This is a genomic window from Nocardia canadensis (assembly GCF_032656385.1).
In the GTDB taxonomy this organism is placed as follows: domain Bacteria; phylum Actinomycetota; class Actinomycetes; order Mycobacteriales; family Mycobacteriaceae; genus Nocardia; species Nocardia canadensis.
The window spans coordinates 796,815-820,181 of record NZ_JAVCWB010000008.1 but is presented as its reverse complement, the minus strand read 5'-3'; the positions used below and the strand labels follow the sequence as shown (position 1 = coordinate 820,181).

The window sequence follows — 23,367 nt, the reverse complement described above, 5'->3', positions numbered from 1 at the left end:
AACGGCGAACGGCCGGGCTCGGGTGGTCCGGCCGGTGGGTCAGGCCGGATGGATCGCGTGCGCGCCGATCCGTTCCGCGGCAGCGACAGTCGCCGCGCCGAGCTCGTTCAGCGCGGCGGCCGACAGGCGGGTGTCGGGGCAACTGACCACCGCCGCCACCACCGCGCCGCTCGCGTCGCGCACGGGCGCGGCGAGGGTCACGACCGCGTTCTCCTGACCCAGTTCGTCGGGCAGGTAGTCGATGGTGATCAGCTCGGTGATGACCGAGCCGAGTTGGGCGCGCAGCGCGGCGGTGATCGGCGTATCGCGCAGTCCGGCGAGTACCTCGAGCATGGGCGTGGAGTCGTCGACGAGCCGTTCGACGGAGTAGCCGCGCTCCCGGATCTCGGCGAGTACGCGGGTCAGGCGATCGCGGTGGGCCGGGTCGGCGGCTGCCAGCCACGCGGCCCGGACAGGTTCGGGCGCCCAGGCGACGAACTCCCGGCAGACCGGCGGCGCGATCGGGAGCCTGCGTCCCGCGCGGATCCAGTCCGCGGACGGGTCGCCGACCACCTCGGTGACCACGATGCTGTCGCCGTCGCGTTCGGCGAGGAACACCGGATCGCCGGTGCGTTCGCACAGTGCGCGCAGGTGGGGCGCCGCGGTGCGGCGCAGCGGAAACGCCGCTTCGGCGCGCCGTGCGACGGTGAGCAGGCGCAGGCCGATGCCGTAGCACCCGTCGTCGTCGCGGACGGTCCAGCCGTCGGCGGTGAGCTGGGTGAGCACCGCGTGCGCGGTCGCCCTGGACAGCCCAGCCTCCCGCACGATGCGCGCCAGCGACAGCCGGTCCCGCGGATGCCGCGACAGCAGCTCGAGCACCTTCACGACCCGCTGGGTCGGCGGCGACGCCACCTCGGCCGCGCTCATCGCAGGCACCGGGTCAGGGGTCACCTCTTGACCGGCGCGCTCGGCCCGGCTTATCGTCGGTGTCACAATATCGAACAATAGCGTCGAATATTCGACAACGCAACTCGGCGGATCGGATCCGCCGGCGGCGCACACAGCGAAGTGGGTGAACGAGTGCAGACGGGGTACGAGCTGTCGCACCTGGCGGCCTTGGAGGCCGAGTCGGTGCATATCTTCCGGGAGGTGGCGGCCACCTTCGAGCGACCGGGACTGCTGTTCTCGGGTGGCAAGGACTCGGCGGTGCTGTTGCATCTGGCACGGCGGGCGTTCTGGCCGGCGCCCCTGCCGTTCCCGCTGTTGCATGTGGACACGGGGCACAATTTCGACGAGGTCATCGAGTTCCGTGATCGGACCGCCGACCGCACCGGCGCGCGCCTGCTGGTCGCCTCGGTGCAGGACGACATCGACGCCGGCCGCGCGGTGGAACGCCCCGGCGGCACCCGCAACCCGCTCCAGACCACCACCTTGCTGCGGGCGATCGGCGAACATCGCTTCGACGCCGTGTTCGGCGGGGCACGCCGCGACGAGGAGAAAGCGCGGGCCAAGGAGCGGGTGTTCAGCTTCCGCAACAGGTTCGGCGAATGGGATCCGCGCGCACAGCGTCCCGAGGTATGGAACCTCTACAACGGACGGCACCAGCAGGGCGAGCACATCCGCGTGTTCCCGCTGTCGAACTGGACCGAGCTCGATATCTGGGAGTACATCGATCGCGAAGCGGTCGAGCTCCCGACGCTGTACTACGCGCACCGGCGCCGCGTCGTCGAACGCGACGGCATGCTGTTGTCGGCGGGCCGATTCATCACCCCGCAACCGGGCGAGCGCACCTTCGACGCCACCGTCCGTTTCCGGACCGTCGGCGACGCCACCTGCACCGGCTGTGTCGAGAGCGAGGCCGACACCGCGGCGAAGGTGATCGCCGAGACCGCCGCCACCCGGCTCACCGAGCGCGGCGCCACCCGCGCCGACGACCGGATCTCCGAGACCGGCATGGAAGACCGCAAGCGAGAGGGCTACTTCTGATGAGCCGCAACCTGTTACGCCTGGCGACCGCCGGCAGCGTCGACGACGGCAAGTCGACCCTCATCGGCAGACTGCTCTACGACTCCAAGTCGCTGTTCGACGACCAGCTGGCCGCGATCGAACGGGTCAGCACCGAACGCGGCGGCGACGCGGCCGACCTCGCGCTGGTGACCGACGGGCTGCGCGCCGAGCGCGAGCAGGGCATCACCATCGATGTCGCCTACCGGTATGTGACGACACCGCGCCGCAAGTTCGTCATCGCCGACACGCCGGGTCACGTGCAGTACACCCGCAACATGGTCACCGGCGCGTCCACCGCCGATCTGGCGCTGATCCTGGTCGACGCCCGCGCCGGGGTGTCCGAGCAGACCCGCAGGCACGCCTTCCTGGCCACCCTGCTGGGCGTACCGCACCTGGTGGTGTGCGTGAACAAGATGGACCTGGTCGACTGGTCGCAGGAGCGATTCGAGGAGATCAGGGCCGAATTCGCCGCGTTCGCCGCGAAGTTGACCGTCGGCGACCTCAGCTTCGTGCCGGTCTCGGCGCTGCTCGGCGACAATGTCGTCGAGGGTTCCGAGCACATGGACTGGTATCCGGGGCCGCCGCTGCTGCGCCACCTCGAGGACGTGCACATCGCCTCGGACCGCAATCTCATCGACGCGCGGTTGCCGATCCAGTACGTCATCCGGGCTCAGCAGGGCCTCGATCACCGCAGCTACGCCGGTACCGTCGCGGGCGGCATCTTCAAGCCCGGCGACGAAGTGGTGGTGCTGCCCGCCGGGCACACCTCCCGGGTGCGCGAGATCTGGGGGCCCGGCGGCGGCAAGGTCGACGAGGCGTTCACCGGCATGGCGATCTCGCTGACCCTCGACGACGAGATCGACATCGGCCGTGGCGATCTGCTGGCCCGGCCGGGCAATCGCCCCCAGCAGGGCGCCGATCTGGACGCGATGGTGTGCTGGTTCTCCGAGACCGCCCAGTTGCGCGCGGGCGGACGGTATCTGGTGCGCACCGCGGCGCAGACCTCGCCCGCCGAGGTGACCGCCATCGACTACCAGCTCGACGTCAACACCCTGCACCGGCTCGAGGACGTGGAAGCGTTGTCGCTCAACGACATCGCCCGGGTGCGCCTGCGCAGCCGCCAGCCGCTGCTGTTCGACCCGTACCGGGAGAACCGCCGCACCGGCAGTTTCATCCTGATCGACCCGGTCACCGACCAGACCGTCGCCGCGGGCATGGTCACCGGACGCGACACCGGCGCGCACGCCGCACCGGCGACGGTGGTCTGGCATCGCTCGGCGGTCGGACGCGACGATCGCGCCCATGCCGGGGCCACGATCTGGCTGACCGGCCTGTCCGGCTCCGGGAAGTCGACCATCGCCGTGGAGGTGGAGCGTCAGCTGGTCACGGCGGGCCGGGCCGCCTACCTGCTCGACGGTGACAACCTGCGGCACGGACTCAACGCCGGCCTGGGCTTCTCCGCGGCCGACCGGGACGAGAACGTGCGCCGGGTCGCCGAGGTCGCCGCGCTGTTCGCCGATTCCGGCGCGATCGCGATCGTGTCGGTGATCAGCCCGTTCGCCGCGCAGCGGGCCAAGGCGCGCACCACCCACGCCGAGCGCGAGCTGCCGTTCCACGAGGTGTTCGTCGATACGCCGCTGCCCGAATGCGAACGCCGCGACCCCAAGGGCCTCTACGCCAAGGCCCGCGCGGGCGAGCTGCCCGGCTTCACCGGTGTCGGTTCGCCCTACGAGCGACCCACCGACGCCGATCTCGTCATCACCCCCGATCTCGGCTCCCCCGCCGAGATCGCCGCCCATATCCTCCGAGAGCTAGGAATCGCAGACCGTTGACCCACTCCAGCACCGCCACCGAAGCCGGGAGCACCGCGCCACCGGAGCCGCTGACCGCGCCGTTCACCGCCGCGGTCGCCCAGGCCGAAAAGCTCATCGCCGGCGCCGAATTCGTGCGCAGTGACGCCGACCTGGCCGAGGGCTACGACTACCTCGCCGCGAGCGTCGCCGCCTGCCTGCGCCTGTCCGGTGCGCACGGCACCAGTCATCCGTACTTCGTGTCCTCGACCGGGCCCTACGCCAAGATGGGCCTGGACAATCCGGACACCCTCTACTACCACGCGAACATCGAACCCGACGCCGAGTACGTGGTGAGCGGTGTGCGCGGCAGCACCGTCGACCTCAGTTTCCAAGTACTCAAAGGCGATTACACCGCGACCGACGTCCCCGGCGGTGCGGACGCCTTCGACGACCGGCGGATCCCCATCGCCGCCGACGGCAGCTTCTCGATCCGGTTCGGCCCCGCCAAGCCGGACGCCGGTCCGGGCTACTTCGCCCTCGGTGAGGGCGCGTCGATGCTGGCGGTGCGCGAGGTCTACAGCGACTGGACCGAGCGCAAGGGCTCGATCCGGATCGAGCGCGTCGACACGATCGGTACCGCCCCGGTGGAGCCGGATCTCGCCCGGATGCGCAAGCGCTACGGCGCGGCGGCGAAGATGCTGCTGACCAGGGTGCACACCTGGTTCAACTTCCCGAAATGGTTCTACCTCGACCTGCCGGCGAACACGCTCACCGCGCCCCGGCTCACCCCGGGTGGCCTGAGTACCCAGTACTCCTCGGTGGGCCATTTCGACCTGGCCGACGATCAGGCGCTGGTGATCACCGTGCCGAAATCCGACGCACCGTATCAGGGTTTCCAGCTCGGCAGCCTCTGGTACATCTCGCTCGACTACGTCAACCACCAGACCAGCCTCAATCACGCCCAGGCCCAAGTGGATCCGGACGGCCTGATTCGAATGGTGGTGAGCAAGCAGGATCCCGGCATCGCGAACTGGATCGAGACCACCGGCCGCACCCGGGGCATTCTGCAGTTCCGCTGGCAGCGCACCGACCGGCCGATGACCGAAGCCGACGGCCCGACGGTCACGGTGGTCCCGGTCGCCGAGGTCGCCCAGCACCTTCCCCATTACACAGACAACCGGATCGACGCCGCCGGCTGGCGCGACCGGATCGCCGCCCGGCAGCGGGCTTTCGCAGAGAGGATGCTCGGATGAGCGGGGCACTGTTGGATGGCAAGGTCGTCGTCGTGTCCGGGGTCGGTCCCGGACTCGGACGATCGATCTGCCTGGAGGCGGCCGCCGCGGGTGCCACGGTGGTGCTGGCGGCACGGACCGAATCGCGGCTGCTCGAGGTAGCCGCCGAGATCGAGGCCGCCGGGGGCGCGACCCTGAGCGTGCCCACCGACATCACCGACGACGCCGCGGTGCGGAACCTGGTGTCGCGGACCGTCGAGACGTTCGGCCGGGTCGACGCGCTGGTCAACAACGCGTTCTCGGTGCCGTCGATGAAGCCGCTGGACCGCACCGATTTCGACCACATCCGCTCCAGCCTGGACATGACGGTGCTGGGCGGCCTGCGCATGACGCAGGCGTTCACGCCCGCCCTCGCCGAGGCCAAGGGCGCCGTGGTGATGATCAACTCGATGGTCGTGCGGCATTCCGAACCGCGCTACGGCAGCTACAAACTGACCAAGGCGGCACTGCTGGCCATGTCGCAGACGCTGGCCACCGAACTCGGCGGCAAGGGTGTGCGGGTCAACAGCGTGCTGCCCGGCTACATCTGGACCGACCAGCTGAAGTGGTATTTCGGGCAGGTCGCCGAGAAGTACGGCATCACCGTCGAGCAGGTGTACGAGCAGACCGCCTCGAAGTCCGACCTGAAGCGGCTGCCCGAACCCGACGAGATCGCCCGCGCCGTGGTGTTTCTCGCATCCGACTGGTCCTCGGCGATCACCGGCCAGACCCTCGACGTCAACTGCGGCGAATACCACAACTGAGCAAGGAGCTCCCTTCGATGACCGTGCGCACCGATGTCGGCACCGTGGCCGACCTGCACGCCTCCGCCACCAAACTCACCGGTCTCACCGATTTCGGGGCCGACGACTACACCGAGGCGCTGCAGGTGCTGCTCGACTCCTACCGTGACGAGGCCGGGCTCACCGAGCTCGGCAGCAAGATGTCGCGGTTCTTCCTGCGCGGCACGCTCGTGGCCCGCGCGCTCAGCGAGGCCGCGTGGGCGGCCAACCCCGGCTATGTCGACACCCCGGTCACCCGGCCGATCTTCGTCACGGGTCTGCCCCGCACCGGCACCACCGCGCTGCACCGGCTGCTGGCGGCCGATCCGGCCAACCAGGGGCTGGAGATGTGGCTGACCGATTTCCCGCAGCCGCGTCCGCCGCGCGAGACCTGGTCGGAGAATCCGGCCTACCAGCAGATCGACGCCGGTCTGCGTCAGCACCAGGTGCAGAATCCGGAGTTCATGGGTCTGCACTACATGAGCGCCTCCGATGTGGAGGAATGCTGGCAGCTGCTGCGGCAGTCGGGCACCTCGCATTCCTACGAATGCCTGGCCTATGTGCCGAGCTACTCGCGGTGGCTGGCCGCCCAGGACTGGACGCCCGCCTACACGCGGCATCGTCGCAATCTGCAGCTGATCGGCATGAACGACAGCAGGCGCTGGGTGCTCAAGAACCCCAGTCACCTGTTCTGTCTGGATGCGCTGCTGGCGGTCTACCCGGACGCGATCGTCATCCAGACCCACCGCGATCCGGCCACCATCATCCCGTCGGTGTGCAGCCTCAACGAACACGCCACGCGCGGCTGGTCGACCACCTTCACCGGCGAGACCATCGGCCGCACCCAGCTCGACCTGTGGGCCCGCGGTCTCGCCGCATTCACCGCCGCGCGCGCCCGGCACACCGACGCCACCTTCATCGACGTCGACTTCGACGACCTGCGCGCCGATCCGTTCGGCGTGGTCGAACGGATCTACACCCGCATCGGCACCGACTTCACCGAGGAGGCCCGCACCGCCATCACCGCCCTCGACAACGAGAGCCGCACCGGCGACCGCAAACCCACCCACCACTACTCCCTCGCCGACTACGGCCTGACCGAGGAGATGGTCGCCGAACGCTTCGGCGGCTGAGGGACGCGCTATTCGACCTCGACCCCGTACCCACGGGCCAACGCGGCGAGGTCGGACTCGTAGCCCTGTCCGACGGCGCGGAACCGCCAGGTCTCGCCCCGCAGATACAGTTCGGCGAGCAGTAGGGTCCGTTCGACCGTGGCCGCGTCCATCGTCGAGCGGATCACCGCGCTCGATTCTGGGCCGGTCGCGACATCGACCTCGACGGCGCCGACGTCGCCGAAGGTCACGCCGGGCGCATCGAGGGCCGCCGCGAAGACCACGCGAGAGCAATGCTCGGGAAGCTCGTCGAGGAGGACCGCGATCGACTGCTCGGTCGGCCCTTCCTCGGCGAGCCTGGCTCCCGCGGCGATCGGCTGGTTGTAGAACACGAAATCGGCCGGACCGGCGACCTTTTCCTCGGTATCGACGAGGAAGGCGACCAGGTCGACGGCGGCGGCGCCGAGCTGGTTCCAGGTGGCGCGCAGGGTCCAGGAGTCCGAGTCGATCGGCAGATCGATCACCTGGCCGCGCGCCAACACGGTCGGCTCGGGGGCCGTCGGTTCCGGGACTCCCGCCGCCGGCTCGGATTCCGCCGCCGGCGACCGGGTGAGCAGTTCCAGCCCGTGCAGCGCGAGCCCGAGGTCGGTCGCCTTCCGCACCCGGCGATCCGCGTCGCCGCCGGGCAGGAGCAGCAGATCCGTCACGGTGGCCGACAAGTTGACGGCCGCGGATCCCCCGAGCTCCACGACCCGGGTCCTGGTCCGCGCGGCTTCCTCGTGCGTACCGCCGAGCACCAGAACGCGGTGCCCGGACAGCGGCCCCGACGGCACGGCGACCCGACGACGCGAGACCGGCGCCGCGGTCCGGGCAGTCCTGGGCTGCCCTGGTTCGATCGTCGCGAGCAGTTCGATGAAGCGCGGCTCGTCGATGACCGGAGTCCGGTGCTGGATCGCCCTGCGTGCCTTGCCGGTCCCGGAATCCGGCGCGTTGGTGACGAGCACACTCGTGCGACCGCTCACCACGCTGGTCACGTCGAGCCCGGCAGTCTCGGCGCGCGACACCAGCTCTTCGCGGTCGATCCGGGTTTCGCCGGTGAACGCGACCTTCATCCCTTGACGCAGTGGCGCCGACGGCTCCCAGCGTCCCGGGTAGGCGTACGCGCACGGCGGCTTGGGGCCGCTTCGCTCGACAGGCCACACAGAATCCGCGCGCCTGTCCGCTGTCGGCTCGCAGGAGAGCAACGGCGGCGCGATGCCCAGGCGAGCCGCGTCGGCCACCAGTGCGCGCAGCACGTTCACGAGAACCCGGGTGTCGTCGAGCGCATCGTGCGCTTTCCGCTGTGGCACACCGTAATAGGTGGCCAGGGTCGCCAGCTTGTAGTCCGGGGTCGGTAGCGCGACGCGGCGAGCGAGCGCCAGCGTGCACAGCCGACGACGGACCGGAAGCACTCCACCTGCCCGTTCGAACTCACTGGCCAGAAACCCGAAGTCGAACATCGCGTTGTGCGCGACCAGGACCCGCCCGGCCAGCATCGCGGCCAGCTGCTCGTGCACATGCGCGAATCGCGGTGAGCCACGCAGCACTTCGGCGGTGAGCCCGTGCACATGCACCGGGCCCGGGTCGCATTCGGGGTCGAGCAAGGTGTGGAACTCGCGCGTCACCTGTCCGGTGCTGTCCAAGGTCAGCGCGGCGACCGACAGGACCCGGTGCCGGTGCGGTCGGAGTCCGGAGGTTTCGACATCGACCACGGTGAACTCACCGAATCCGGAGGCCTGCTGCTGCACGTCGACCCGTGTCATCCCCTGCATGAGCATCGCATCGTAGACGAGTTCGGAAATGTTGCACTCGAACTCGAGAACGATCGTGCGACAAAGGTTGTCGCCCGCTGCACGAGCGCCGGTCGACACCTGTCAGCGGGTGGCCGCGGACAGCACTCGCATCACGTCCGCGGGCCGAAGAACTCGGCGCGGGCGGCGTCGATGCGTGCCTGTGCTTGGGCGGCGCCTTGAAAGCTCACCGCGGCCGATCCGCCGCCGGCCAGCCCCAGCGCGAGAAGTCCGCCGATCACCGAGAGCAGGTCCGGTTCGGGCAGGAGGCCGGTGTCGCTGGTCGGCCGCACATCATGCGCGGGAGCCGCCCCGCCGCCGCCTGGGCTCTGCGCCGCGGGGGGATTTCCTACTGCCCCGGGCGCTGCCGCTCCCCCGGGCGCCGGTGCTCCGGCAGCCGCACCACCCGGCCCCGATCCCGCGGGCGGGGCACCTCCGCCGGGTGGACTCGCCGGTGCCGACCCGCCCGGTTCGGCGGCATCCGGTTCGGCGTCCCCGGGTGCGGCGGGCTCGGGGTCGGGCTGGGCTGGTGCCGACGGAGCTTCGGGAGCCGGGCCTTCGGGAGCGGCTTGCTGGGCCGGCGCTTGCGGCTCGGGATCGTTGCCCGGATTCGGGTTGCCGCCCTGGTTGCCGCCGCCGCTGCCCTGATTCCCGTTGCCGCTGCCCGGGTTCTGATTCCCGTTGCTGCCGGAATTCCCGTTGTTGCCCTGGTTGCCGCCGCCGTTGCCCTGATTCCCGTTGCCGCTGCCCGGGTTCTGATTCCCGTTGTTGCCGGAATTCCCGTTGTTGCCCTGGTTGCCTTTCCCCTTTCCCTGGTTGCCGTTTCCGCTGCCGGGGTTCTGGTTGCCGCTGTTGCCGCCGCCGTTACCCTGGTTGCCATTGCCGTGATTGCCGCCCCCGTTGCCGTGGTCGCCCGGGCCGGCAACCAACCAGGGATCCGCACTCGTCGTGAAACCGTTCCCGGCGGGTGCTCCCGCGATGCCGATCGCCGCACTGGCGACCAGACCCGGCTCGGCGCCCGCGACCCCGCCGTATCCGAGCAGACCGAGGACACCGGCGGTCCCGGCCACCACGACTGTTCGTCTCATCCGACCGACCGTCACGCGCCCGCCCTCCCGTCCTCACTGGTCCAGCCCACACCATTGCGGTCGCCGCCGACGGCCGGCACGTTACGTCTCGTGCCGTCCGCCGCGCCGGACGACCGTCGCGCACGCCCGCGGACCAGCCCTGATCCGCCTCGGATCCCGCGGGCTGCCGTTCGGGCAGGTCGCGGGTTCCCAGCGATCGTGTCATGGCCGCCCGGCAGGGTCGCCGGCCGGGCGCAGACGTCGACGGCGGATCTGGGCGTACCAGTCGAGCAGAGCCGGGTGATCGACGGTGGTCGGGTCGAGAACGTCCGAGGGATCCGCGCCCTGCAGGATTCGCTTGACGGGGACCTCCAGCTTCTTGCCGGTGCGGGTGCGGGGCACGCCCGGCGCTGCCAGGATGTCGTCGGGGACGTGGCGGGGCGAGACGTCGGTGCGGATGGTGGCGGCGATCCGGGTCCGCAGCGCCTCGGTGAGGGTGGCACCGGCCGGGAGGACGACGAACAGGGGCATCCAGTAGCCGCCGTCGGGCTGTTCGGCGCCGATGACCAGGGAGTCGACGATCTCGGGAAGCTGTTCGACGGCCTGGTAGATATCGGCGCTGCCCATCCGGATGCCGTGCCGGTTGAGGGTGGAGTCGGAGCGGCCGTGGACGACGACACTGTGATGCTCGGTGACGGTGATCCAGTCGCCGTGCCGCCAGACGCCCGGGTAGGTCTCGAAATAGGCGGCGCGGTACCGCGATCCGTCGGGGTCGTGCCAGAAGCGCAGCGGCATGGACGGCATCGCCGCGGTGACGACCAACTCGCCGACGGCGTCGTGCACGGGTCGGCCCGCGTCGTCCCATGCCGCCAACGCGACACCGAGGTAGGGGGCGGACAACTCCCCGGGCCACACCGGGACGGTGCGCACCCCACCCGCGAAGGCCGACACGATGTCGGTGCCGCCACTGATCGAGGACACCGGGATGTGGTCGCCCACATTGTCGCGCAACCACAGCGACGACGACGCGGGCAGCGCCGAGCCGGTGACCCCGATCAGACGCAACGCGGCCAGGTCGTGGTCGCGTCGCGGCACGGCTTGCGCCTTCGCGCACGCGAGGACGTAGCCGGGGCTGGTCCCGACCACGGTCGCGCGCACCCGAGCGGCGATGTTCCACAGCGCATCCGGGGCGGGCGCGGTCGGGCTCCCCGGATAGCAGACGATGGTCGCGCCGACCAACAGCCCGGCGACCTGGTAGTTCCACATCATCCAGCTCGGGCTGGTGTACCAGAAGTAGGTGTCGTCGCGGCCGAGATCGGACTGCAGGGCCAGCGCTTTGAGATGTTCGAGCAGGACACCGCCGTGGCCGTGCACGATGCCTTTGGGCAACCCCGTGGTGCCGGAGGAGTACAGGACCCACAGGGGATGATCGAAGCCGACCTGCGCGGTCTCCGGTGCCGTGCCCGCCGATCCGGTCGCCTCGTCCCAGCCGAGCGTGCCCTCGACCGCGTCGCCGAGCCGGGACACCAGCACGGTCGCGCGCAGCTCGGGCAGTGCGGCACGCAGTGCCGCGATCTCGGCGAGTTTGCGGTGTTCCTTGCCGCCGAAGCGATATCCATCGCAGGTCACGAGCACCTTCGGCGCGAGCTGGCCCAGCCGGTCCAGTGCGGCCTTCGCCGTGTAGTCCTGCCCGCACGCACTCCAGATCGCGCCGATACTCGCCGTCGCCAGGAACGCGATCACCGCCTCGGCGATGTTCGGCAGGTAGCCGACTACTCGGTCCCCGGGCCCGACTCCGATCCCGCGGAGAGTAGCGGCGAATCCGGCGGCGCGGCTGAGCATCTCGGCCCACGACAGTTCCGACATCGCATCGTCCTCGTCGACGGTGACGATCGCGGGCCGATCCGTGCGCGCCTGCCGGATCACCTGATCGACGTAGTTCACCCGCGTGCCCGGAAACCAGCGCGCGCCGGGCATTCCGGTGTCGGCCAGGACTTGCGCGGACCGCTCGCCCAGCTCGAAGTAGTCCCAGACCGCCCCCCAGAACCCGGCCAGGTCGTCGATCGACCACTGCCACAGTGCCCGGTAATCCGGGACCTCGACCCCGTGCCGAGCGGCCACGAACCGCGCGAAATCGGTGATCCGCGCCCGCGCGATGTCCTGCTCTCCCGGCACCCACTGCGGCGCCGCTGTCACGCTGGTCATCGCGCGCTCCACCCACCGTCCATGACATACGAGGATCCGGTGACCATGCCCGCCTGGTCGGAGGCCAGCCATCCGACCAGCGCCGCCACCTCCTCGGGCTCGATCAGCCGCTTGATCGCACTCTCGGTGAGCAACACCTTCTCCACCACTTCCCGCGCGGGAATGCCGTGCGCGGCGGCCTGTTCGGCGATCTGCTTGTCCACCAGCGGAGTGCGCACATACCCGGGATTGACGCAATTGCTGGTGACGCCGCGCGGGCCGCCCTCGAGCGCGGTCACCTTCGACAGTCCTTCCAGCGCATGCTTGGCCGTGACGTAGGCGACCTTGTAGGGCGAGGCGCGCAGGCCGTGCACCGAGGACACGTTCACGATGCGGCCGAACCCCTGGGCGTACATATGTGGCAGCGCCGCGCGGATCAGCAGGAACGGCGCTTCCACCATGAGCGTCTGGATCAGGCGGAACCGGGCGGGCGGGAAGTCCTCGAGCGGGCTGACGGTCTGCACGCCCGCGTTGTTGACCAGGATGTCCACCGACAGGCTCAGTTCGGTGAGCGCGTCGACGTCGAGCAGGTCGACGGCCCAGGCGTGCCCGCCGATCTCGGCGGCCACGGTCTTGGCGCCCAGCTCGTTCACGTCGGCGACCGTCACCTCCGCGCCCCGCGCGGCCAGCTCGTGGGCGCAGGCCGCGCCGATGCCGCCGGCCGCGCCGGTGACCAGCGCCGTGCGTCCGATCAGGTCGCTCATGCCGCGACGACCTTCGTCGACACGACCGCCGGGGCGCTCGCCGTCTCGGCCACGTCCGCGGCATCCAGCGATTCCAGGTCGATGCCCTTGGTCTCTTTCGCGCACAGCACCGCGATCACCGTGATCGCCGCCGCCACCGCGAGGTACACCGCGATCGGGACCGAGGAGCCGTAGGAATCGAGCAGCTTGACCGCGATGATCGGGGCGAGCGAGCCCGCCACGATCGAGGTGACCTGATACCCCAGGGACACACCGGAATACCGCATCCGGGTCGGGAACATCTCGGCCATGATGGCGGGCTGACCGGCGTACATGAGGCCGTGGAAGACCAGGCCGATGATGATCGCGGTCAGGATCAGCAGGCTGTGGCCGGAGTCCATCAGCGGGAAGGCGAAGAAGCCCCACGTCGCCGCGGCCAGCGCGCCGGCGAGATAGACGGGCCTGCGGCCGAACCGGTCACCGAGATGACCCGCCAGCGGGATCACCGCCATGTGCACGGCGTGCGCGGCCAGCAACCACCACAGGATCGTCGTGGTGTCGGCGTGCACGTGCACCTTCAGGTAGGTGATCGAGAAGGTGACGACCAGGTAGTACATGATGTTCTCGCCGAAACGCAGCCCCATGGCGGTGAAGACGCCGCGCGGGTACCGGCGCAGCACCTCGAACACGCTGAACGACGTCGCCTTGGCGTGCTCCATCTGCTGCTGCGCCTCGACGAAGATCGGGGCGTCGGTGACCTTCGTCCGCACGTAGTAGCCGACCAGCACCACCACCGCCGACAGCCAGAAGGCGACGCGCCAGCCCCAGCTCAGGAACGCGGCATCGGACAGCGTCGAGGTGAGCACGAGCAGCACCACCGTGGCGAGCAGATTGCCCGCGGGCACACCGGCCTGCGGCCAGCTCGACCAGAACGCGCGACTGCGGCTGGGACTGTGTTCGGCCACCAGCAAGACGGCGCCGCCCCATTCGCCGCCGATCGCGAAGCCCTGGATGAAGCGCAAGGTCACCAGCAGCGCCGGGGCCCAGTAACCGATCTGGGCGAAGGTGGGCAGACAGCCCATCAGGAAGGTCGCGCCACCGACCAGGACCAGGCTCAACTGCAGCAGCTTCTTGCGGCCGTAGCGGTCACCGAAGTAGCCGAAGACGATGCCGCCGAGCGGGCGCGCGGCGAAGCCGACGGCGTAGGTGACGAACGCGGCCAGGATCGCGTCCAGATCGCTGGTGCCTTTGGCGAAGAACACCTTGCTGAAGACGAGGGTGGCGGCGGTGCCGTAGAGGAAGAACTCGTACCATTCGACGACGGTGCCTGCCATCGAGGCGGCTACCACTCGGCGCAGACCGCTCGGGGCGCGGTCCTCGCCGGCCGCCGGGGTCGCATTGCGGACGCTCATCACTGCTCCTTGGTGATCGGGGCCACATCACGCCGACAGTGTGATGTGGCCCACTAGCAATGCGAAGAGTATTCGTGCAGATCGAATTCCGTCGCAATGGCCAAGTTCGCACCGAGGATCTGCAAAGATGCAGATATGAGCGGGACCTCGACTGATCCAGGGCGGCGGCCCAGCGCCGACGACCTGCTGGTGCTGCTGGCGGTCGGCCGATCGGGCCGCTATGTCACCGCCGCCGAGGAACTGGGCATCAACCACACGACGATCTCGCGGCGGATCGCCGCGCTCGAACGCGCGGTCGGTGGCCGGGTGCTGACCCGCGTCACCGGCGGCTGGGAACTGACCGATCTCGGACGATCGGCCCTGGCCGCCGCCGAGACCATCGAGACCGCGGTGCGCTCACTCGGCTCCGCCGGCGGGGCGCGGGAACTCGAAGGAGTGGTGCGGCTTTCGGCCACCGACGGATTCAGCGCCTACCTGGCCGCACCCGCCGCCGCGCGGGTGCAGCGCACGCATCCTCGGGTGGCGGTGGACATCATCGCCACCACCCGGCGCGCGTCCACCCAGCGCAGCGGGCTCGATATCGAAGTGGTGGTCGGACAACCCCAGGTCCATCGCGCCGAGGCGATCCGGCTCGGCGACTACAGCCTCGGCCTCTACGCCGCGCGTGACTACCTCGCCGAGCACGGCACACCGGCCGCCGTCGAGGATTTGCGCCACTATCCGCTGATCTACTTCATCGAATCCATCCTGCAGGTCGACGATCTCGACCTGGCCACCAGATTCGCGCCCGACATGCGCCGATCCGTCTCGTCCACCAATGTTTTCGTCCATGTCGAGGCCACCCGCGCCGCGGCCGGGATCGGCCTGCTGCCGTGCTTCATGGCCGACCGGCACGACGATCTCGTCCGGGTGCTCGGACCACAGGTGCGCGTACAGCTCACCTACTGGCTCGTGACCCGTCGCGAAACGCTGCGGCGGCCCGAGGTCGCCGCAGTCGTCGACGCCCTGCGTGCCACGGTCGAGGAACGGCGTGCGGAACTCCTCGGAACTCAGCGTGGGTCGGGGCAGCGTCCGGCGTAGTGGCTCAAGCCGAGGCCGTTGCTGCTCTTGCTGCGCCCGACCGGACCGTTCTTGGCCGATCGCAGCCAGGTGCCCCTGGTGTCGAGGACGGGCATCCGTTCGCTGAACGCACGGCTGTAGCGGGTGGTGCCGTCGACGGTGAGGATGCCGTCGCGGACATCGATGTGGGCGACGGTAGCCCAGAACGAGTTCTTGCCGTTGCCGATCATGACGGTGATCTGATCGGCGTCGGGACCGGGGAGCCCGTCGCGACCGGCACGGCCGTAGCGGACTCGCACGCGAGGTCTGCCGAAGGTATCGATCGCGCCCGCGCCGTTGTCGACGGATTGATACACGTTGAGCAGCAGGTCGCCGTTCTCGGTCGGGCGCACGATCACCTGCTCGGTAGCGGGCAGGTTCTTCGCCCCGGGGCCGCGACTGTCGCCCTGGTGGTGCAGGAACGGCCACTCGGCCAGGTCGCCCTGGTGCCCCTTCTCGCCGCTGATCACGACGTAGTCGCCGGTGATCTCGTTGCGGCAGAAGAAGTACACGTCCAGATCGCCCTTGCCGTACTTCCTCACGCGCCCGTCGGTGTCGTAGTGCGCGCCGCGGCCGTCCCATTCGAGGCCGACGGTCAGGACGTAGCCCGGGTCGCCCTTGCGCAGGTCGATGCTGGCGCGCCGGTCGGGCGAGTCCTTGGTGAGGACGACGTCGACCTTGCGGAGGTCGATCGCCGCAGCCGGATGTGGTCGCAGCGCGACGGGCTGCGGCAGCACGCCGACGGATTCGGCGGGATGCGACGGCGCACCGGCAGGCGCGACGATCCCGGCAGGCTCCTCCTCGTCGACCACGATCCCGTACTCGGTCGCGAAGGCCGCCAGTCCCGCGCTGTAACCCTGCCCGATCGCGTCCAGCCGCCACCCGCTGCCCCGCCGATACAGCGCGACCGCTTGCAGCACCGTCTCCGAATCCAGGCCCGGCGGAACGAAAGTCAGCACTTGCCCGGGTCCGGCCACCGCTACCCGAAGCCCGCTGACCTGCCCGAACCGGATACCCTGCGCCTCGGTGCTTGCCGCGATCACCACCCGCTCGATCTCGGCGGGGACGGCGGCCAGGTCCACCGACACCACGGCGTCGGATTCCAGCCGCACGCCCGGGGCCGACGGATTGTTGAAGAACACGAAATCGGCGTCGGAGCGGACCCGGCCGTCCGCGGTCACCAGCACGGCCGACACGTCGACCGCGCCGGCCGGACCGTCCAGGTCGATGCGCACCGTGTAGCGCCCGTCGACCAGATCGGTCTTGGACCCCTTCGAAACCTCGACCACCGTTGCGTTCCCTGTCATGACGCCGCCCTCCACCGGTCGTTGCCCTCATCGCGACCCCACGGTACCCGCGCCCCGTGCGTGCGGCCCGGCATCGCGCGAGCTCGCGCAGCGGGTACCCGGACTGTCGGTCTCGATAGCGGGTCGGGCGGACCGTTGGCGTCGTTCACAGGATTCGCCCGGATCGGTGGCGCCCGCGGCGGCCGGTGTCGTTCACTGGTCGCCATGGACGTCCGTGCACTGATCGACCGCAAGCTGGGTCGCCGGGTCTCGGTGGTGCTGCCCGCGCTCGACGACGAGGACACCGTCGCCGGGGTGATCGCCGCCGTCCGGCCCTGGCTCGGCGGGCTGGTCGACGAACTGCTCGTCATCGACGCGGGCTCGACCGATCGCACCATCGCGCGGGCACGCGCGGCAGGCGCCACGGTCTACACCCGCGAGGAGGCGCTGCCCGAGGTGGCGCCCCGGCCGGGCAAGGGCGAGGTGCTGTGGCGGTCGCTGGCGGTGAGCACCGGTGATCTGCTGGTCTTCCTCGACGCCGATCTGGTCGCACCGGATCCGGATTTCGTCCCGATCCTGGTCGCGCCGTTGCTCGACGATCCCGGGCTCGCCCTGGTGAAGGGCTACTACCGCAGGCCGATGCCGAGCGGCCCGAGCGTGGACGCCGACGGCGGCGGCCGGGTGACCCAGCTCGTCGCCCGCCCGCTGCTCACCGCGCTCGCGCCGGCACTGGCCGAGATCGTGCAACCGCTGGGTGGCGAATACGCCTCCACCCGAGCATTTCTCGGCGGGATCTCCGTCGCCAGCGGATACGGCGCGGAGATCGGGATCCTCATCGACTGCTGGCAGCGGCACGGGCTGTCGTCGATCGCCCAGGTCGATCTCGGCGTCCGGCGCCACCGCAACCGGCCCACGCACGAATTGGCCGTGATGAGTAGGCAGGTGGTGGCGACCCTGCTCGATCGCCTCGGTATCCGCGACTCCGGCATCGGGCTCGTGCAATTCCTGCCGGGCGAAACAGGCTGGCAGCGCCTGCCGTCCGAGGTCAGCCTGACCGACCGCCCACCGATGACCGAGCTGATCGCGGCCCAGCGCGAGATCGCCTGACACGACGAACGCCGGCCCGGTCCCAAGGACCGGACCGGCGTCCGACGACCCTGCCTACGCCGCGACCAGACCGAAGTCCAGCTTCACCAACTGGTCGGCGCAGTCGAAGTAGCGGTCGTCGTGGGTGATCACGATGACCGTCTTGCCGCGCCGCTTCAGATCCGTGAGGATCTCGCGATAGAAGACCTCGCGGAAGCGCGGCTCCTGATCGGCGGCCCATTCGTCGAAGACGTAGATCTGCCGGTCCTCGAGCAGCGCGGTGAGCAATGCCAGCCGCTTGCGCTGCCCTTGCGACAGGTCGACGGTCGAGAGCCGACCGTCGCGCACCTTCACCTTGTGCGCGATCTGCAGCTCCTCGAGATACCGCTGGACCTCGGCGTCGATACCGGGACGGTCGAAGCCCAGGTAGTCCTCGAACAGATGGAAATCGGTGAACACCGCCGACGAATTCTGCCGGTACCACTCGATGTTGTCGTGGTCGATCCTCTCCCCGTTGAGCGACAACGACCCCGAGCGTGGCACGTACAGACCGGTGATGAGCTTGGCCAGCGTCGACTTCCCGCTGCCGTTGCCACCGACGATGAACGTGATCTGCCCCGGTTCGAAAACCAGATCGATCGGACCGAGCCGGAAGCCGGCGTCCTCGGACTCGTCGAGTCCGGGCGGCGGCGCCAGCGGTCGCACATCGGTGCCACCGTGGTCGATCCAGTTCTTACCGTTGACATCCGGCTGCCCGGCACCCGGATGCGCACCGGGATGGGCGGGATGCGGCCCGCCGTGGCCCGGCCTGCCGTTGCCGTCGCGCGGCGGCATTCCCGGACGCGGCGGATGTCCCCCACGCTCGGGCGGTCCGGCCGGATGCGCTCCCGGCGGCGGTGGCACGGGCGACGGAGCCTCGGCGCGGTACACGTAGCTGACATTGGTCAGTTCCAGTTTGGCCTCCCCTGCCACTGGACGCTCGGTGTACGGCAGGAGCTCCTCGTCGTGCAGGGTCTCCATCGACAGGTTCATCGCCCGGATCTTGGCCAGCGCGACATCGCCACGCAGCAGGTCCGGGATGCGGTGCATGAAGTTCTGCATCGGCATCGCCAGGAACGTGGTGACCAGCACGTAGCCGACCATCGTGTCACGTGGCAGCTCCAGGGCCGCCGCGACGACGAACAGGATCAGCGCCATCGTCGCCAGCTGCAGCGCCTGGCCGAAACCCTGCGCGTAGGAGAACTTCGAGCCCGCGTCGGTGTTCTGATCACGCAGCGTGCCCGCCGATCCGAGCAGATGCCGATCCATGAAGTCCCGGCGCCGGCCACGGTGCAGCTTCAGTTCCTTGATGCCGAGCGTGACGGCCTGGAACGAACGCAGCAGCGCGTCCTCGTTCTCGCGGGCCTCGCGGTAGATCCCGCGCACCCGCTTGAGTACCAGTTCGACACACGCGATGCCGACCAAGGTGCCCGCCACCGTCACCGCGAAGATCGGCCCCGACACGATGGCCAGGAACACGAAGCAGCCGATGATGGTCGCCACGTCGACGCAGATCGACGGAATGGCGGTCACGGCCTGCGACAGCGACCGCACGTCCTCGGTGAGTGTCGCCATCAGGCGGTGCATACCGAGCCGTTCCAGGTGTTCCAGTGGCGCCGAGACGATCCCGGAGCTCAGGTCACTGCGCAGCCGGAAGATCGCGTCCTGCGACAGCCGGATCAGCAGCACCTGCGACGCCACCCCGCTGACCAGGATCACCAAGCCGGTCAGCCCGAAACGCAGCAGCAGATGGTCGGGCTGTGGCTTCGGTGAGACGACCGCGTTGATCAGCGTCACCAGGTAGGTGTTGGCCACACCGCAGATCAGGCCCGCGGCCACCACGGCCGCGATCCTGGCCGGCGAGAGCGCGGCGAGAAAACGGAGAAGATGCATAGCGGGTGCTCTCAGCTGCGGATGACATCGAACACGATGCCCTCGAGGGTGACACCGGGCGCGAACGAGAACGCCACCCCGGTGGAAATCGGTGCCGCCGAACGCGCGTCGCGGATCATCCGCTCCAACACGAAGATCAGCGAGACACTCAGCATGTTGCCGTGCTCGGCGAGCACCTCCCAGCTCGGCGCCGCCGCCTCGGCCGGGATCCCCAGCGAGTGCGCCGACTCCTCGATGATGCGGGGCCCGCCGGGGTGGATCGCCCACAGATCGATGTCGTCCTTGCCCAGGCCGTTGCGCGCGAGCACCTCGGTCACCACCGGATCCACCCCGCGGTAGATGTAGTCGGGCAGGCTGGTCGCCAGCTCGCAGGTGATGCCCGCGTCCTTCACGCCGAGCACGATGCCGTCCTCCGCGTCGTCGAACAGGTGGCTGAAGCTGTCGCGGATCACGATGCTGCCCGCCGCCAGCGGCTGGTGCACCTGGTTGGCGCCGATCACCACCGCGCCGCACCCGTCACCGAAGAGGCTGTGGGTGATGACGTCGTTGACGTCGTCGTCGAACACCGCGTTCACCGAGCTCAGCTCGATGCACAGCACCATCGCCTTCTTGTCCGGGTGCGCCCGGACATAGTCGGTGGCGGCGCGGATGCCGTTCATCGCGGCGGCACAGCCCATGAAGTTGATGACCATGCGGCCCACCGTCGGCGACAGCCCCAGCTGCTTGACCACCGCGACGTCGACGCCGGGGGCGATGAAGCCGGTGCTGGTCACGAAGATCAGCTGACCGATGTCGTCGGCGGGGTTCTCCAGGCCGGCGACGGCCCGCCTGGCCACGTCGACCGCGAGCGGCACCGCGTGCTCGAAGAACAGGTTCATCCGGTCCCGGATAGTGCCGGGGCGACGGCTGAACGCGAGGAACTCCGGATCGAGCGGGTCGATCGCCAGGTGCCGGGTGTCGATCCGGGTCTTCTGGTAGATCCGCGGAATACGCTGGCGCTGTGCGGGATCGGAGAACAGCTCGGCGACCCGGCCCGCATTCACGGTCTGGTCGACCACGAGTTCGGGCGATCCGGTGGCGACCGCTTCGATCACGCCGACGGTGGTCGGCGGGGCGGGCGGTAGCAGGTCGTGCCCGCGCTCGACGTCGGCCGTGCGGAGCAGGTCAAAGGAAACAGACACGGGCACAAATCCTTTCGAAACAGAATTGAACGTGGCAGCGGAATCGGTTCAGACGGTTCCGATGCCGGTGAAGCCCTGCACCGTGTAGGTCACACAGGTCTTCAGCGCTGTGGGTGCGCAGTGCTCGCGCACGAATCCCCACCGGTTCTCCTCGGCCTCACGCGAGGGCGCGAGCAGGTAGGTCCGGCACAGCTTGGGGAAACGATCTCCGAAGAAGCTCTTCGCGGGCAGCCACTCCACGCCGAACTTCGCGGCCTCCTCGCGCACCACGTCCTCGGTGGCGATATTGGCGAAGCCGCTGCGCTGGAACGGAAGTACGTGATGCACCCGGTGCGAGCTCAGACCGGCGGAGAGGAAGCAGTCGACGTACTTGTTGCCGACCACGGTCAGGTCGTAGGCCTGCTCGAGCTGGTTGACCGCCCAGTCCTCGGTCTCGGTGTGCAGTTCCTCGGTCGGCACCTCGAAGTCGTGGCTGGCCACCACCATGAACGTGCTGATCCACAGAGTGATCACGAATTGCAGCGCCCAGGCCCAGAAGTCACCCGCGAGGGTGAAGACGACGACCTCGGCCACCAGCAGGAACCGCACGCCGAACGAACCGATGAAGTGCGGCAGCGCGCCGCGCCAGGTGCCGTACATGTCCTTGATGCCCACCTTGCGGGTGAGCCGGCAGACATCGAGCAGGCGAATGATCATGCCCGTCAGCAGATGTCCGAACTTGTGCACGGTGTGCACGGGCACCCGGTACAGGCGCGGCACCTGCATCATCATCGTGAAGACGTTCTTCTTGATGTCGACTTCACTCTGCGTGTGCGGGTGGTGCAGCAGGGCGTGGCCGTCGGCGGTGACGAAAGACAGTGCGACATAGTTCATGTCGAACGCGTTCACCGCGTACTTGTTGAGCCCCTTCTGCGCCCGGTGGATCGCGTAGTGGCCGAATCCGGCCAGCGAGCTGCGCAGCAGCACCATCGCGATCACGAAGACCGGCAACGGCATCCAGCTGGTGTCCCACAGGCGCAGGCCCTGCACGGCGAAATACAGGAAGATCAACACGGCGACGACGATGTCGAACGCGCGGTCCATCCGCTTCAGGCGGGCCGCCAGCTCGGGTTCCTTGATCCGGGCCTTGACCTGATGCAGGAGGTCGCTCTTGTTGTCGAACTTGTATTTCGGCGTGTCGTCCCAGCTGTTGAAGCCTTCCTTGAACAGGAAGTCGGGCGCGTTGTTCTTCGGGTGGATGTCTTCAGGGGTGGCATCGCGACCGAGGCTGTAACGCTCGATCATCCGCGCGATTTTTTCCGGATCACGGTGGTAGGAACCGATGATCGAGGTGATATCGCGGTTCTTCGTCCGGCCGATGAAGAATTCACCGCCTGGATGCTTGGAGATCCAGTCACTCAGGTCGTAGGCTCTGCCGTTAAAGACCCATACGTTGTTGACGGGAGGCCGACCCCCAGGGCCGGGCGGTGGCGGGAGCTCGCGCTCCTCTTCATCAGGTCGATCATCGATCGTCATTTGTTCTTCCTCCGTGTCGATCGGCGTTCGATGCGTGTTGCCTGCCGACCAGCGTCCCGACACGTATAGTCCTTGTGGCGCCTTGCATCTCGCTGAACATTCTCTTATTGGTGCCGCGTCCGCGGCTCGAAGCGCCGGTTGCCGCAGGCGACACCCAGACGACACACCGGCCCGGGGCTGCGGACGGCACTGCGTGCCAGGCTCCGCGGTCCCCGGACCGGTGGGTGACTATCCGGTTCGGTCGGCTCGGATCAGCCGGCCGGCTTGACGATGTTGACCGGCTTGGCCCAGTTGGACAGGCCGACGGTGACCTCGCCCTGGTCCTTCTTCACTACGGCGCGAACGAGATTCGGGCCCTCACCGGTGGACGCGGCGTCCGACGGCTTGGTCGAATCCGAGGCAGGCGGAGCGGTGTCCTGGATCCACAGGGTGATCGGCATGGTGCCGGCGTTCTCGCCGACGCGAGGCACGATCGGGTCGATCACGGCGGCATCGATGGTGCCGGTGACCTTGACGGTGTTGATGCCGTCGATGACTTCGCGGCCCTCGGTCTTCGGGTTCTGGACGTTGGCGATCACGTTCGCGATGCCCTTGTCCTTGTCCAGGATGACGCCCGGATCGTAGACCTTCTCCGCCGGGCCTGCGGGCACGTAGCGGCCGCCGGCCTGGGTGTAGAGGACCTTGTCCACCACGAGGAACTTCGACTCGGTGAAGTCGGCCTCCGGCTTGAGCTTGACCTTCGCCTCGCCCATCGCGGCGCCGGAACCCTGGGTCTCGTTGGTGACGTCGGCCGAGACGGTCTCCACGGGCAGGTTCGGCAGGTTCTTCACGTCGATCTTCAGGTGCACGGTGTGCAGGGTCTGCGTGGTCTTCGCCGACTCCTTCACGATCTGCGCGCCGTCGGGCAGCTGACCGGTCGGCGGCGCCGCCGTGGTGGTGGCGTCGTCCTTGGTGCAGCCGGTGACGAGCGCGGCGCAGAGAGCAGCGGCCGCGACGATCGAAGTGATGCCGGAGCGCCGCGCGAAGCGGCTCCGGGGGGTGGGGTGCGGTGTCGTGTCGATCAAGTTTCATCCCCTGGAGATGTCGTGTA

18 protein-coding genes are annotated in these 23,367 nt (G+C 69.0%); 7 read left to right on the top strand and 11 right to left on the bottom strand.

Features of this window, described 5'->3' with window-relative positions; translation table 11 throughout:
• Positions 1–39: 39 nt before the first annotated feature.
• A complete protein-coding gene (locus tag Q7X29_RS17535) occupies positions 40–972 on the bottom strand; it encodes an IclR family transcriptional regulator (protein ID WP_316574743.1) in 933 nt (310 codons plus the stop codon).
• 87 nt (positions 973–1,059) lie between these two features.
• Between Q7X29_RS17535 and cysD the strand changes: the two genes are divergently transcribed.
• Genes cysD through Q7X29_RS17510 form a run of 5 tightly spaced genes read left to right on the top strand, consistent with a single transcriptional unit; the run spans position 1,060 to position 6,965 of the window.
• Complete coding sequence (cysD, locus tag Q7X29_RS17530; protein WP_218720073.1) at positions 1,060–1,965, top strand: sulfate adenylyltransferase subunit CysD; 906 nt, start codon at positions 1,060–1,062, stop codon at positions 1,963–1,965.
• A complete protein-coding gene (cysC, locus tag Q7X29_RS17525) occupies positions 1,965–3,818 on the top strand; it encodes an adenylyl-sulfate kinase (RefSeq protein ID WP_218720072.1) in 1,854 nt (617 codons plus the stop codon). Before cysD ends, cysC begins: the two co-directional genes overlap by 1 nt.
• Positions 3,815–5,032: a hypothetical protein gene (locus Q7X29_RS17520; protein WP_316574742.1), complete on the top strand. Its 1,218-nt coding sequence runs from the start codon at positions 3,815–3,817 to the stop codon at positions 5,030–5,032. The genes cysC and Q7X29_RS17520 overlap by 4 nt, the downstream gene beginning before the upstream one ends.
• Complete coding sequence (locus Q7X29_RS17515; protein ID WP_316574741.1) at positions 5,029–5,814, top strand: SDR family oxidoreductase; 786 nt, start codon at positions 5,029–5,031, stop codon at positions 5,812–5,814. Before Q7X29_RS17520 ends, Q7X29_RS17515 begins: the two co-directional genes overlap by 4 nt.
• 17 nt (positions 5,815–5,831) lie before the next feature.
• Positions 5,832–6,965, top strand: a complete 1,134-nt coding sequence (locus Q7X29_RS17510; protein WP_218720069.1) for a sulfotransferase family protein — start codon at positions 5,832–5,834, stop codon at positions 6,963–6,965.
• A gap of 8 nt (positions 6,966–6,973) precedes the next feature.
• On the opposite strand, the gene Q7X29_RS17505 is transcribed toward Q7X29_RS17510, so the two are convergent.
• From Q7X29_RS17505 to Q7X29_RS17485, 5 genes are all read right to left on the bottom strand, one after another.
• Positions 6,974–8,755 carry an exonuclease domain-containing protein gene (locus tag Q7X29_RS17505; RefSeq protein ID WP_316574740.1) on the bottom strand — a complete coding sequence of 594 codons (1,782 nt, stop codon included), beginning with the start codon at positions 8,753–8,755 and terminating at the stop codon, positions 6,974–6,976.
• Between the two features lie 131 nt (positions 8,756–8,886).
• On the bottom strand, positions 8,887–9,861 hold the full coding sequence (locus Q7X29_RS17500) for a hypothetical protein (RefSeq protein WP_316574739.1): 975 nt from the start codon (positions 9,859–9,861) through the stop codon (positions 8,887–8,889).
• A 201-nt stretch (positions 9,862–10,062) separates the two neighbouring features.
• The gene (locus tag Q7X29_RS17495; RefSeq protein WP_316574738.1) at positions 10,063–12,045 is read right to left on the bottom strand and encodes an acetoacetate--CoA ligase; all 1,983 of its coding nucleotides are present in this window, start codon (positions 12,043–12,045) and stop codon (positions 10,063–10,065) included.
• On the bottom strand, positions 12,042–12,788 hold the full coding sequence (locus Q7X29_RS17490; RefSeq protein ID WP_218720065.1) for a 3-hydroxybutyrate dehydrogenase: 747 nt from the start codon (positions 12,786–12,788) through the stop codon (positions 12,042–12,044). The genes Q7X29_RS17495 and Q7X29_RS17490 overlap by 4 nt, the downstream gene beginning before the upstream one ends.
• Complete coding sequence (locus Q7X29_RS17485) at positions 12,785–14,179, bottom strand: MFS transporter (protein WP_316574737.1); 1,395 nt, start codon at positions 14,177–14,179, stop codon at positions 12,785–12,787. The genes Q7X29_RS17490 and Q7X29_RS17485 overlap by 4 nt, the downstream gene beginning before the upstream one ends.
• A gap of 135 nt (positions 14,180–14,314) precedes the next feature.
• On the opposite strand from Q7X29_RS17485, the gene Q7X29_RS17480 reads away from it, so the two are divergent.
• Complete coding sequence (locus Q7X29_RS17480; RefSeq protein WP_449411943.1) at positions 14,315–15,259, top strand: LysR family transcriptional regulator; 945 nt, start codon at positions 14,315–14,317, stop codon at positions 15,257–15,259.
• Here the strand turns inward: Q7X29_RS17480 and Q7X29_RS17475 are convergent.
• Positions 15,229–16,584: a TerD family protein gene (locus tag Q7X29_RS17475; RefSeq protein ID WP_316574736.1), complete on the bottom strand. Its 1,356-nt coding sequence runs from the start codon at positions 16,582–16,584 to the stop codon at positions 15,229–15,231. The two genes, Q7X29_RS17480 and Q7X29_RS17475, sit on opposite strands and share 31 nt — an antisense overlap.
• 204 nt (positions 16,585–16,788) lie before the next feature.
• Here Q7X29_RS17475 and Q7X29_RS17470 point away from each other — a divergent pair, with 204 nt between their 5' ends.
• Complete coding sequence (locus tag Q7X29_RS17470; protein ID WP_218720061.1) at positions 16,789–17,670, top strand: glucosyl-3-phosphoglycerate synthase; 882 nt, start codon at positions 16,789–16,791, stop codon at positions 17,668–17,670.
• A gap of 54 nt (positions 17,671–17,724) precedes the next feature.
• Here the strand turns inward: Q7X29_RS17470 and Q7X29_RS17465 are convergent, their stop codons facing one another.
• The 4 genes from Q7X29_RS17465 to Q7X29_RS17450 form a co-directional block, all read right to left on the bottom strand.
• Positions 17,725–19,581, bottom strand: a complete 1,857-nt coding sequence (locus tag Q7X29_RS17465) for an ATP-binding cassette domain-containing protein (protein ID WP_316574735.1) — start codon at positions 19,579–19,581, stop codon at positions 17,725–17,727.
• An 11-nt stretch (positions 19,582–19,592) separates the two neighbouring features.
• Positions 19,593–20,762, bottom strand: coding sequence for a type III polyketide synthase (locus Q7X29_RS17460; RefSeq protein ID WP_218720059.1), 1,170 nt, complete (start codon positions 20,760–20,762; stop codon positions 19,593–19,595).
• Positions 20,763–20,810: 48 nt separating this feature from the next.
• Complete coding sequence (locus Q7X29_RS17455) at positions 20,811–22,277, bottom strand: fatty acid desaturase (RefSeq protein WP_218720058.1); 1,467 nt, start codon at positions 22,275–22,277, stop codon at positions 20,811–20,813.
• Between the two features lie 251 nt (positions 22,278–22,528).
• Positions 22,529–23,341: an LppX_LprAFG lipoprotein gene (locus Q7X29_RS17450; RefSeq protein WP_255588254.1), complete on the bottom strand. Its 813-nt coding sequence runs from the start codon at positions 23,339–23,341 to the stop codon at positions 22,529–22,531.
• Between the last annotated feature and the right edge of the window lie 26 nt (positions 23,342–23,367).

Coding starts and splice junctions, on each gene's coding strand:
- Q7X29_RS17495 (WP_316574738.1), bottom strand. CDS start 12,045: ATGACCAGCGTGACAGCGGCGCCGCAGTGGGTGCCGGGAGAGCAGGAC.
- Q7X29_RS17490 (WP_218720065.1), bottom strand. CDS start 12,788: ATGAGCGACCTGATCGGACGCACGGCGCTGGTCACCGGCGCGGCCGGC.
- Q7X29_RS17480 (WP_449411943.1), top strand. CDS start 14,315: ATGAGCGGGACCTCGACTGATCCAGGGCGGCGGCCCAGCGCCGACGAC.
- Q7X29_RS17475 (WP_316574736.1), bottom strand. CDS start 16,584: ATGACAGGGAACGCAACGGTGGTCGAGGTTTCGAAGGGGTCCAAGACC.
- Q7X29_RS17470 (WP_218720061.1), top strand. CDS start 16,789: ATGGACGTCCGTGCACTGATCGACCGCAAGCTGGGTCGCCGGGTCTCG.
- Q7X29_RS17500 (WP_316574739.1), bottom strand. CDS start 9,861: ATGAGACGAACAGTCGTGGTGGCCGGGACCGCCGGTGTCCTCGGTCTG.
- Q7X29_RS17505 (WP_316574740.1), bottom strand. CDS start 8,755: ATGCAGGGGATGACACGGGTCGACGTGCAGCAGCAGGCCTCCGGATTC.
- Q7X29_RS17515 (WP_316574741.1), top strand. CDS start 5,029: ATGAGCGGGGCACTGTTGGATGGCAAGGTCGTCGTCGTGTCCGGGGTC.
- cysC (WP_218720072.1), top strand. CDS start 1,965: ATGAGCCGCAACCTGTTACGCCTGGCGACCGCCGGCAGCGTCGACGAC.
- Q7X29_RS17510 (WP_218720069.1), top strand. CDS start 5,832: ATGACCGTGCGCACCGATGTCGGCACCGTGGCCGACCTGCACGCCTCC.
- Q7X29_RS17465 (WP_316574735.1), bottom strand. CDS start 19,581: ATGCATCTTCTCCGTTTTCTCGCCGCGCTCTCGCCGGCCAGGATCGCG.
- Q7X29_RS17455 (WP_218720058.1), bottom strand. CDS start 22,277: ATGACGATCGATGATCGACCTGATGAAGAGGAGCGCGAGCTCCCGCCA.
- Q7X29_RS17485 (WP_316574737.1), bottom strand. CDS start 14,179: ATGAGCGTCCGCAATGCGACCCCGGCGGCCGGCGAGGACCGCGCCCCG.